Raw genomic sequence first — 8,582 nt, 5'->3', positions numbered from 1 at the left:
GGGCCGCGCGGCGGTGGGGGCGGCGCGGCCTCCGACTCCGGCCCGCCGAGCACCGCGACGATGTCGTCGAGGCGCGCGCGGGCGGTGTTGTAGGCCATGCCGAGCTCCACGGCGAGCTTCTGGACGTTGCCCCGGTTGCGGACGAGCGCGAACACGAACTCCAACTGTTCGGGCGTGAGCCGCGCGATCCACCCCAGGGTGAACTCGCCCTCGATGACGACGCCCGTGTCGACGCCCTCCAGGCGGGTGACGATCAGCTCTCCCCCGGTGATGGGGTCGCGGGTGAGGACGGGGTAGCGGCGGCCCCTCACGCGCGGTCCTCCTCTTCGTCGGCGTCCTCGGGGTCCTCGTAGGGTTCGATGGCGAGGACTTCGAGCGGTTCTTCGGGCTCCACGGCCTCCTCGTCCTCGATCTCCCCGGCGAGGGCGGCGTGGGCACGTTCCTTGGCGAGGTCGCGGGCGAGCTCGCGGACGTCCCGCGTGGTGGACCCGCCGCCGAAGTCGAAGCCGGCCTCGCGGGCCTCGCGGACGAACTGCGGGCTGATGCCGTACTTCGCGAGCTGGATGATCTGGTCGGCGCTGAGGCCCTGCATGCCGATCTCGCCGAGCTCACGGACGAACTGGGGGCTCACGCCGTACTTGCCGATGCGGACGATCTGCTCGACCGTGAGGTCACCGAGGCCCGCGTCGCGAAGTTCGCGCAGGAGGCTGGGGCGGATGGCGTACTTGGCGAACTGCACGAGCTGTTCGAAGCTGAGCTCGCGGCCGAGCGCGTCGAGGAGCTGCTTGCCGTAGGCGGGCGTGACGCCGTACTTCGCGAGCTGCACGACCTGCTCGAAGCTGAGGGTACCGAGGCCCGCGTCGCGCGCCTCACGCAGGAAGGCGGGGCTGATGCCGTGCTTGCCGAGAACGACGAGCTGCTCGAAGGAGGGGGTGCTCCAGTCCCCCCGGGCGGAGCGTCCGCGCCCGGCGGGCGGCTCCGGGAGCCGCGGCGGGACGGGCGGCAGGGGCGTGAGGGGGGTTCTGGGCAGGGCGGGCGCGGGCGGTCCGGGCGCGGAGTCGGCACGGTCGAGGGCGGCGAGGAGCTCGTCGGCCTGCTCCACGGTGATGTTGCCGCTGGCGACGAGTTCGAGGATCTGCTGGCGTTCCTGGGACATGGGGCCTCCGGGTGACTTGCGATTTCTTGTAGCTCGACTGTAGATCTTTGCTAGAGGAAAGTCAATCCTTGATGGCAAAGATTTGCATTCCGATGGCTCATCCTGCCAACTGAGTTGGGGACGCGCCCCCGCGCCCGGCATCGCCACCCCCGCTCCACAGGCGAAGGAGCCGCTCGTGGAGCGGCTCCTTCGCCTGCGAGACCGGTCCTCACCCCAGGTCGTCGAAGTCGTCCTCCCAGTACTCGTGCTCGCCCCGCTCCAGCCTCGCCGCGTGCGCCCGCAGTTCCACCCTGCGGATCTTGCCGCTGATCGTCTTCGGCAGGTCCAGGAACTCCAGCCGCCGCACGCGCTTGTACGCCGCGAGCCGCGCGCGGGCGAAGCGCAGGATGTCCGCCGCCGTCTCCCGCGACGGGCCGTGCCCCTCCACCAGCACGAGGTACGCCTTCGGCACGCTGAGGCGCTCCGGGTGCGGGGACGGCACCACCGCCGCCTCCGCCACGAGCGGGTGCTCGATGAGGAGGCTTTCGAGCTCGAAGGGACTGATGCGGTAGTCGCTGCTCTTGAACACGTCGTCCGCGCGGCCCACGTACCACAGGTCCCCGTCCGCGTCGCGTCGCACCACGTCGCCCGTGGGGTAGTAGCGTCCGCCCAGCACGGCGCGGGTGCGCTCCTCGTCGCCCTCGTAGCCCGCCATGAGGCCCAGCGGGCGCCGCGTCAGGTCGAGGCTCAGCTCGCCCTCGTCGGCCTCCTCCCCGCCCGGCCCGATGAGCGCGACAACGTACCCGGGCAGCGGGCGACCCATGGAGCCCGGCTTCACGTCCCGGCCCGGGAGGTTGCCGACCTGCGCGGTCGTCTCGGTCTGCCCGTACCCGTCGCGGATGGTGAGGCCCCACGCGCGGCGCACCTGCTCGATGACCTCCGGGTTGAGCGGCTCGCCCGCCCCGACGATCTCGCGCAGAACCACCGGCCAGCGCGGCAGGTCCTGCTGGATCAGCATGCGCCACACCGTGGGCGGGGCGCACAGGGTGGTGACGCGCAGCTTCACGAGCAGGTCGAGGACGCGCGCCGCGTCGAAGCGCTCATTGAACAGCACCACCGCCGCCCCCACCGTGAGCGGCGCGAAGAAGCTGCTCCACGCGTGCTTCGCCCAGCCGGGCGAGCTGACGTTCCAGTGCACGTCGCCGCGCTCCATCCCGATCCAGAAGAGGGTGCTGAGGTGCCCCGCCGGGTAGCTCGCGTGCGTGTGCGTCACGAGCTTGGGGCGGCTGGTGGTGCCGCTCGTGAAGTACAGCAGCAGCGGATCGGTCGCGAGGGTTTCCCCGTCGGGCTCGAAGGCGTCGGGGAGGTCGCGCGCGCCCGCGAGGTCCGTCCAGCCCGGGGCCTCGCCGCCCACGCTGACGCCCGTGAAGCCGTGGATGCCCGCGAAGCGCGGCGCCGCCTGCGCCTCCGCGACGGCGAAGGTGGCGCGGCCGCGCTCGAAGCGATCGCGCAGATCGTCCTCGGCGAGCAGGGTCGTGGCGGGAATGACGACCGCGCCGAGCTTCATGCAGGCCAGGAACGTCACCCACAGCTCGGGGACGTTCGGGAGCATCAGGAGGACGCGGTCGCCGCGCGCCACGCCGAGACGGCGCAGCAGGTTCGCGGCCCGGTTCGCGTCCGCGTCGAGGTCCGCGTAGCTCAGCTCGCCGCCGTCCCAGACGAGGGCGGGCGCGGCTCCGAGCTCTCGCGCGAGGGGCGCGAAGTGGTCGAGCGCCCAGTTGAAGCGATCGAGCCGGGGCCAGCGGAAGTCCGCGTGGGCGTCCGGGTCGCCGCGCCGGGTGAGGACGAAGTCGAGGGCGGCCCGGTAGGCCGCCCGGGAGGTGGAGGTCTGCGTCATGAGGGTCCTCGCTTTCGGCGTGGGCGGATGGTTCGGTTTCCCGGATCATACGCCCGCGCCGACGCGGCGAAGAAGGCTCAGTCCTTGCGGTGCTCGTTGAGCAGTGCCCAGAACACGCCGATGGTCTTGACCGCCTCGATGAACTGCCCGAAGTCCACGGGCTTGACGACGTAGGCGCTCGCGCCGCGTCGGTAGCAGACCTCGATGTCGGTGTCCTCGCGGGAGGTGGAGAGCATGACGATGGGGATGGCGGCGAGCTCCGGGTCGGCCTTGATGGCCTGGAGCACGGCGACGCCGTCCATGTGGGGCATCTTGAGGTCGAGGAGGACGACGGTGGGGTGGCCGCTGGGGCGGCCCGCGTGGATGCCGCGTCCCCTGAGGTAGTCGAGGGCCTCCTCGCCGCTGTGGGCCACGGCGACGGCGTCGCGCAGGTCGCCCTCTTCGAAGGCGGCGAGGGCGAGTTCCACGTCGTGGGGGTTGTCGTCGACCAGGAGGATTCGCTTGGCGTGCAAGGGGGCTCGCTTTCTGACGGCGCGCGCGCGCGTGACAAGGGGGAGTTCGGTCCTGCCCGGCAAGCTTATCTTACAGAAAGATGAGATGTCGTCACAAATTACGTTAAGGCGTGAGCGCCAGGGATGAGTTCCGTGAGCACGAGATTGAACCGCGTCTATTTTTCCGTCCGGCCTCAGCCGGGCGGGCCGTGCGCCGGAGAGCGCTAGACTGACCGGATGTTGACGAAGCGCATCATCCCCTGCCTCGACGTCCAGAACGGACGGGTGGTGAAGAACGTCCGGTTCTTCGAGGACCACCGCGACGCGGGCGACCCCCTCACGCTCGCGCAGGCCTACGAGGGCCAGCGCGCCGACGAACTCGTCTTCTACGACATCACCGCCACGCACGAGGGCCGCCGCCTCATGCTCGACGTCGCCGCCCGCGTCGCCGAGGAGGTCATGATGCCGCTCACCGTCGGCGGGGGCGTCACCACCGTCGCGGAGTTCCGCGCGCTGCTGCTCGCGGGCGCCGACAAGATCAGCGTGAACTCCAGCGCCGTCCGCGACCCGGACCTCGTGCGCGCCGCCTCCGACCACTTCGGCGCGCAGTGCGTCGTGCTGAGCGTGGACGCCAAGCGCCGCGCGGACGGCTCGGGCTGGAACGTCTTCGTGGGCGGCGGACGCGTCGACACCGGCCTCGACCTCATCGAGTGGGTGACGCGCGGTCAGGCGCTCGGCGCGGGCGAGATCGTCCTGAACGTCATGGACGCCGACGGAACCCGCGCGGGCTTCGACATCGCCGCCACGCGCGCCGTCGTGGACGCCGTGGACGTGCCCGTCGTCGCCTCGGGCGGCGCGGGCCGCCTGGAGGACTTTCGCGAGGTGCTCACGAAGGGCGGCGCGGACGCCGCGCTCGCCGCGAGCGTCTTCCACTTCGGGGAGCTCACGGTGCCGCAGGTCAAGACCTTCCTGCGCGAACACGGCGTGGTGGTGCGCCCGTGAGCGCGCCCTCCCTCGACCTGTCGGGCGTGCGCTTCGACGAGCGGGGCCTCGTGCCCGTCGTCACGCAGGACGCCCGCGACGGCGCCGTCCTGATGCTCGCCTGGGCGGACCGCGCGGCGCTGGAGCGCACGCTGACCACCCGCGAGGGCACCTACTTCTCGCGCTCGCGCGGGGAGCAGTGGATCAAGGGCCTCACGAGCGGTCACACGCAGAAGGTGCTCGACGTGCGGCTCGACTGCGACGGGGACGCGGTGCTCTACGTCGTGGAGCAGACCGGGCCCGCCTGCCACACGGGCGAGCGCTCGTGCTTCCACAACCCCCTGCTCGCGGAGCCCGGCGAGGCCGCGCCCCCCTCGCTCGACGGCGTGCTGGAACGCGTGTACGCCACTATCCGCGAACGCCTGGAGACCCTGCCGGAGAACAGCTACGTGGCGCGCCTGCACGCGGGGGGCCTCGACCGGGTGCTCAAGAAGGTCGCGGAGGAGGCGGGCGAGGTGCTGCTGGAGGCGAAGAACGCCAACCGCGAGGGCCTCGCGCAGGAGACGGCGGACCTGCTGTTCCACACGCTCTTCGCGCTCGCGGAGGTCGGCGTGACGACCGCCGACGTGGCATTGGTGCTCGAAGCCCGCGAGGGCCGCACGGGACTCAGGGGGCCGAAGGACGTCGGCTAGATCGGTCGCGCGAAGGGCATTTCTCCCCCTCCCCGTCTGCTAGCCTGACGTCGTGCGGGAGTTCCTGGACTACTGGTGGCGCCTGCTGAAGCTGTTCGTGGGCGCGGCGATCGTGCCGGTCGCGATCTACCTGCTGCTGCTTTGGGTTGGAGTCTTCAAATGAGTGGAGAGACGCGTGGGCGGCCCAGGCATGAGGACCGGGCCGCCCCGGTCCGTACGAGGGCAGAGCGTGCGCAGGCGGTCCGTACGACGCTCCGCAGCCGGGATCGGCGCCCCTTTTTCCTGAAGCTCAAGCTCTAACAAACGTTCGTACATGTTACCGTGAGGGCATGACCAAGTCCTCCAAACCCATCGCCGGGACCCGTGGCACGCAGATGGAGCGCGCCCTCGTGCTCGACACGGTCCGCGTCACCGAGCAGGCCGCCCTCGCCGCCAGCCGCCTCGTCGGCAAGGGCGACAAGATCGCCGTGGACGCCGCCGGGACGGAAGCCATGCGCGAGGTCCTCAACGACCTCGACATCGACGGCACCGTCGTCATCGGCGAGGGCGAGATGGACGAGGCCCCCATGCTCTACATCGGCGAGCGGCTCGGCGGGCACAAGAAGAGCTACGCCGTCGACATCGCCGTCGACCCCGTGGAGGGCACCACCGTCACGTCGCGCGGCCTGCCCAACGGCGTCGCCGTCATCGCCCTCGCGGAGAAGGGCGGGCTCGTCCACGCGCCCGACATCTACATGGACAAGCTCGTCGTGCCGCCCCCCGCCGCCGGTCACGTCAGCCTCGACTGGCCCATCGAGGCGAACCTCAAGGCGCTCGCGATGAGCCTGGAGCGCGGCGTGGAGGACCTGCTGATCGTCGTGCTCGACCGCGAGCGGCACCAGAGCCTCATCGAGGGCATCCGCCGCGCGGGCGCGCGCGTCAAGCTCATCGGCGACGGCGACGTCATCGCGGCGCTCGCGGCGGCGGTGCGCGGCACGGGCGTGCACGCCCTGATGGGCTGGGGCGGCGCGCCCGAGGGCGTGCTGACGGCCGCCGCGATGAAGTGCCTCGGCGGGGAGATCCAGGGCCGCTTCATCGCCGAGGACGACGCGCAGCGCGCGCGGCTCGCGGAGATGGGCGTGTCGGAGACGCGGATCTACAAGACGGACGACCTCGCGCCGGGCGAGCAGATCGTGTTCGCCGCGACGGGCATCACGGACGGGGACCTGCTGCAGGGCGTGCGGCGTTTCGGCGGGGGCGCGCGGACGCACAGCATCGCGATGGGCTACGCGAGCCGGGTGGTGCGCTTCATCGACACGGTGCACCTTGAGGAGGGCGGCGCGCGCGTCACGGTCCGCGTGTAGACCGTCCGCCTTCGGGGTCCGGCCCTCTTGGCCGGGCCCCGGCGTCATTGGCAATGTAAAAAATACACTGTTATGGAAAACATAGTGAGGGTACGGTGCTCGCATGACCCAGACGAGCACTCCCCTGAAGCTGGCCATCGTCTACTACAGCACCTACGGCACCAACTACCAGATGGCCCAGACCGCCGCCGAAGCGGCCCGTGAGGCGGGCGCCGAAGTGCGCGTGCTCAAGGTCCGCGAGACCGCACCGCCCGAGGTCGTGCAGGGCCAGGGCCCCTGGGCCGAACACCACGCCGCCACCCGCGACGTCCCCGAGGCCACCCTCGACGACCTCGAATGGGCCGAGGCGTACCTCTTCAGCGTGCCCACCCGCTACGGCAGCCCCGCCAGCCAGATGCGCGCCTTCTTCGACACCACGGGCGGCCTGTGGTACCAGGGCAAGCTCGCCAACAAGGCCGCCACGGTCATGACGAGCGCGCAGAACCCCAACGGCGGTCAGGAGACCACCCTGCAGGCGCTCTACGTCAGCCTGATGCACTGGGGCTGCGTCCTCGTGCCTCCCGGCTACACCGACCCCAGCGTGTTCGCCTCGGGCGGCAACCCCTACGGCGTGAGCGTCACCGCCAACGGTCAGCCCATCCCGCAGGAGAAGCTCGACGCGATCCGCCACCAGGCGCGCCGCCTCGTGCAGTTCGGCCTCAAGATCCGGGGCTGAGCCTCACCGGCAGGGGGGCGGCGCCGGGCGGCGCCGCCCCTCACACACGGCGGCGCTCCGCGACCTCGCGCAGCGCCGCCGTGACGGGCGGCAGTTCCTCGCGGACGGTCGTCCAGACGAGCGAGAGGTCCAGCCCGAAGTAATCGTGCGCGACGAGGTGCCGCACCTGCCGCAGGCGCTCCCACGGCACCTCCGGGTGCAGCAGGCGCAGCTCGTCGGGCAGGTAGCTCACGCTCTCCCCCACCCGCAGCAGGTTGAGCAGCACCGCGTCCTGCACGAGTTCCGACGCGTGGAAGGCCGCCTCGTCGAGGTCCGCCGTGAAGCGCGCCACGCGCTCCAGGGCCGCCACCATGTCCCGCACGCGCCAGCGCCAGCGTTTCGGCCTCGGGCCGCCGTCCCGCGGGGCCTCGAAGCGCGTGACGCTCAGCGCGTCCTCCAGCACCTCCGCGCGCAGCGCCGCCTTGAGGCCTCCGGGCGTCACGACGTCCACGCGCCTTCCGAGCAGCTCCTCGAAGACGAGCTTGAAGCGCACGAGGTGCAGCAGCCCCACCGGGCGCGTGAAGCTCAGCAGGAAGTCCACGTCGGACTCCGGTCCCGCCGCGCCCCGCGCGAAGCTCCCGAAGACCTCCAGCTCCCTCACGCTGCCGTCGTCCCACTCCTCGCGGTGGAGGCGCAGCAGGTCCACGACGTCGGGCAGGCTCACGGGGGGGCGCACGCGGCCCACTGTAGCGCGCGCCGTGTCACAATGCCCCTCATGATCGTCGCGGTCGGGCACGACCTCATCGAGATCGAGCGTATCCGCCGGGCCAGGAGCCGCGAGGGCGAGCGCTTCCTGCGGCTCTTCCACGAGGAGGAGCTCGCCTACTGCGCGCGCTTCGTGGACCCCACCCCGTCGCTCGCGGCGCGGTTCGCCGCGAAGGAGGCCTTCCAGAAGGTCTGGCCGCGCCCGCACGGCTGGGCGGACGTGTGGGTGCGCCGCGACCCCACCCCGCAGGGCCCCTTTCCCTTCACGCGGCCCTACCTGCGCTTCTGCGACGAGATCGACGCGGAACTGCGGGGGCGCGGGCTCGTCGCGCACCTCACGATGACGCACACGAAGGAGCACGCGTCGGCCGTGGTGATCCTGGAGGAACGCTAGAAGGCGAAGGTCAGGCCGAAGCGGGTGACGCCGCCCACGCCGACACGCCAGCCGAACTCTCCGAAGGCGCCGAGCGCGCCCGCGAGGGGCAGGTTCGCGCCGAGCACGACGTTCGGGAAGAGCCGCGAGGCGCCGGGGTCGTACCCGACGCCCGCCCCGGCGTACGTGGTGGTGGGGCCGCCGCCGAGCG

11 protein-coding genes are annotated in these 8,582 nt (G+C 71.5%); 5 read left to right on the top strand and 6 right to left on the bottom strand.

The features are described 5' to 3' along the window. From DEIPI_RS29840 to DEIPI_RS0109290, 4 genes are all read right to left on the bottom strand, one after another. Positions 1-311, bottom strand: a 311-nt coding sequence (locus DEIPI_RS29840) for a DUF2089 domain-containing protein (RefSeq protein ID WP_084474113.1), incomplete at its 3' end; no start/stop codon positions are given. Further along, entirely contained in the window at positions 308-1,156 is an 849-nt protein-coding gene (locus DEIPI_RS0109300) for an SHOCT-like domain-containing protein (RefSeq protein WP_027481607.1), read from the bottom strand. The genes DEIPI_RS0109300 and DEIPI_RS29840, both read right to left, overlap by 4 nt. Positions 1,157-1,364: 208 nt before the next feature. Beyond that, positions 1,365-3,032, bottom strand: a complete 1,668-nt coding sequence (locus DEIPI_RS0109295; RefSeq protein ID WP_027481606.1) for an AMP-binding protein — start codon at positions 3,030-3,032, stop codon at positions 1,365-1,367. A 77-nt stretch (positions 3,033-3,109) separates the two neighbouring features. Further along, positions 3,110-3,544 (bottom strand): response regulator, encoded by a 435-nt coding sequence (locus tag DEIPI_RS0109290; RefSeq protein ID WP_027481605.1) that lies wholly within the window; start codon positions 3,542-3,544, stop codon positions 3,110-3,112. Between the two features lie 216 nt (positions 3,545-3,760). Between DEIPI_RS0109290 and hisF the strand changes: the two genes are divergently transcribed. The 4 genes from hisF (at position 3,761) to wrbA (ending at position 7,254) form a co-directional block, all read left to right on the top strand. Further along, entirely contained in the window at positions 3,761-4,525 is a 765-nt protein-coding gene (gene hisF, locus DEIPI_RS0109285; protein ID WP_027481604.1) for an imidazole glycerol phosphate synthase subunit HisF, read from the top strand. Continuing rightward, on the top strand, positions 4,522-5,196 hold the full coding sequence (hisIE, locus tag DEIPI_RS0109280; RefSeq protein ID WP_027481603.1) for a bifunctional phosphoribosyl-AMP cyclohydrolase/phosphoribosyl-ATP diphosphatase HisIE: 675 nt from the start codon (positions 4,522-4,524) through the stop codon (positions 5,194-5,196). Before hisF ends, hisIE begins: the two co-directional genes overlap by 4 nt. Positions 5,197-5,525: 329 nt before the next feature. Next, positions 5,526-6,539, top strand: coding sequence for a class II fructose-bisphosphatase (gene glpX / locus DEIPI_RS0109270; RefSeq protein WP_045233975.1), 1,014 nt, complete (start codon positions 5,526-5,528; stop codon positions 6,537-6,539). Between the two features lie 103 nt (positions 6,540-6,642). Continuing rightward, positions 6,643-7,254, top strand: a complete 612-nt coding sequence (wrbA, locus tag DEIPI_RS0109265) for an NAD(P)H:quinone oxidoreductase (RefSeq protein ID WP_027481601.1) — start codon at positions 6,643-6,645, stop codon at positions 7,252-7,254. Between the two features lie 40 nt (positions 7,255-7,294). Here the strand turns inward: wrbA and DEIPI_RS0109260 are convergent, their stop codons facing one another. Continuing rightward, positions 7,295-7,969, bottom strand: coding sequence for a HepT-like ribonuclease domain-containing protein (locus DEIPI_RS0109260; RefSeq protein ID WP_157463567.1), 675 nt, complete (start codon positions 7,967-7,969; stop codon positions 7,295-7,297). Positions 7,970-8,008: 39 nt separating this feature from the next. Between DEIPI_RS0109260 and DEIPI_RS0109255 the strand changes: the two genes are divergently transcribed. Then, positions 8,009-8,392, top strand: a complete 384-nt coding sequence (locus DEIPI_RS0109255) for a 4'-phosphopantetheinyl transferase superfamily protein (RefSeq protein ID WP_027481599.1) — start codon at positions 8,009-8,011, stop codon at positions 8,390-8,392. Here the strand turns inward: DEIPI_RS0109255 and DEIPI_RS39380 are convergent. Further along, a partial coding sequence (locus DEIPI_RS39380; RefSeq protein ID WP_045233974.1) for a hypothetical protein occupies positions 8,389-8,582 on the bottom strand: 194 nt, incomplete at its 5' end. The genes DEIPI_RS0109255 and DEIPI_RS39380 overlap by 4 nt on opposite strands.

The organism is Deinococcus pimensis DSM 21231 (assembly GCF_000519345.1).
In the GTDB taxonomy this organism is placed as follows: Bacteria; Deinococcota; Deinococci; order Deinococcales; family Deinococcaceae; genus Deinococcus_A; species Deinococcus_A pimensis.
The sequence above is the reverse complement of the archived record's forward strand: the minus strand, read 5'-3'. Positions and strand labels throughout refer to the sequence as shown.

Excerpts from the sequence above, each read along its gene's own strand:
- hisF (WP_027481604.1), top strand. The coding sequence starts at position 3,761 with ATGTTGACGAAGCGCATCATCCCCTGCCTCGACGTCCAGAACGGACGG.
- glpX (WP_045233975.1), top strand. The coding sequence starts at position 5,526 with ATGACCAAGTCCTCCAAACCCATCGCCGGGACCCGTGGCACGCAGATG.
- wrbA (WP_027481601.1), top strand. The coding sequence starts at position 6,643 with ATGACCCAGACGAGCACTCCCCTGAAGCTGGCCATCGTCTACTACAGC.
- DEIPI_RS0109295 (WP_027481606.1), bottom strand. The coding sequence starts at position 3,032 with ATGACGCAGACCTCCACCTCCCGGGCGGCCTACCGGGCCGCCCTCGAC.
- DEIPI_RS0109300 (WP_027481607.1), bottom strand. The coding sequence starts at position 1,156 with ATGTCCCAGGAACGCCAGCAGATCCTCGAACTCGTCGCCAGCGGCAAC.
- DEIPI_RS0109255 (WP_027481599.1), top strand. The coding sequence starts at position 8,009 with ATGATCGTCGCGGTCGGGCACGACCTCATCGAGATCGAGCGTATCCGC.